General features: G+C 63.8%; 2 protein-coding genes. Both read left to right on the forward strand.

Annotated features, from left to right (window positions below; all coding sequences use genetic code 11):
- A partial coding sequence (locus ACFWPJ_RS33585; protein WP_378857659.1) for a hypothetical protein occupies positions 1 to 514 on the forward strand: 514 nt, incomplete at its 5' end.
- 6 nt (positions 515 to 520) lie between these two features.
- On the forward strand, positions 521 to 1081 hold a 561-nt coding region (locus ACFWPJ_RS33590; protein ID WP_378857661.1), incomplete at its 3' end, for a hypothetical protein.

The following is a 1081-nucleotide window of genomic DNA, read 5'->3' on the forward strand; positions in this document are numbered from 1 at the left end:
CAGTTTTCTTGACCCGGCCCACACCTATATAAAAACCTATTTTTGCGTCGCCAGCTTATTTTGTTTTAAAGCGACTGGGCCGGGGGCGTGGTACCAGGACGTTTTCGCCGGCGAAACCGTCGCCGCGGTGAGCCGTATCGACGCGGCGACCTTCACTATTCCCGCTCAGCCCTTCGCCTGGCGTCCTCGGGTTTATGGCCATGGGTACGTCTACTCGGTCAACAATGGCGCACAATCCGGGGAATTGACGGTGCGGCTGAACAATGCGCAAGGCGCACTGGTCGGCATGACAGCGGCGGGCAGTGGTGGCTGGATCTACGCGCCGGTCATCCCGTGCTATCGAGACGGCACGACGACTCGGTCGCTGTCACCGTCCGCTGACTATGCCACGGTGCCCGCCGGCCAGCCCGCGAACATCGTCGTCGGAGTGGAACGTATCGGCACCGGAACCGGCGATATCGGATTCCATCCGGGCCAGTGCTCGATCGTCGTCTTCGCCGAGCCCACGGAGTGAGATTAAATGTCTACTGTAGCAAAGTATTTCGAGTCAACTCTGGTACGCGGCATCGACGAGGGTGTCGGGCGTGCCGGTGTGGTCCAGGCGATGCAAGGCACGCCCCGGGTCGGTGACCTGGAACTGATGACCGGGCTCGCCGGCCCGGACGGGCCGGCCGGTGAAGCGGCACGGCCGTTTCGGTGGGAAGGCGACATCGCCGATCAAGCCGCGTTGTCGGCACTCGGCGCCAAGCTGGGAATCCCGCATGCGGGGAAAGCGTGGCGGGTGCTGTCCACTGGTGCGCTCGTGTACTGGAACGGGTCGGGTTTCGACAGTTTCGCCGAGGCTTTCGGCGCGGCCGGCCCCGATGGCGAACCCTGTTCGGTCTCTATCGGCACCGTCGACACCGGTCCGGTCGGATCAGATTTGTCGGTGACCGTCACCGGTACGGCGCCCAACCTCGTACTCAACCTGGTTGTACCGAGAGGCAGGCAAGGCAAGAAGGGCGCGGCAGGCGGGCCTGGGCCGATCCGCCAGTCCACCGACTATCTCGATGGCGCTCACCCCGACCGTGCTGTTCCTACT

This window comes from Nocardia sp. NPDC058497 (assembly GCF_042720195.1).
Classification (GTDB): domain Bacteria; phylum Actinomycetota; class Actinomycetes; order Mycobacteriales; family Mycobacteriaceae; genus Nocardia.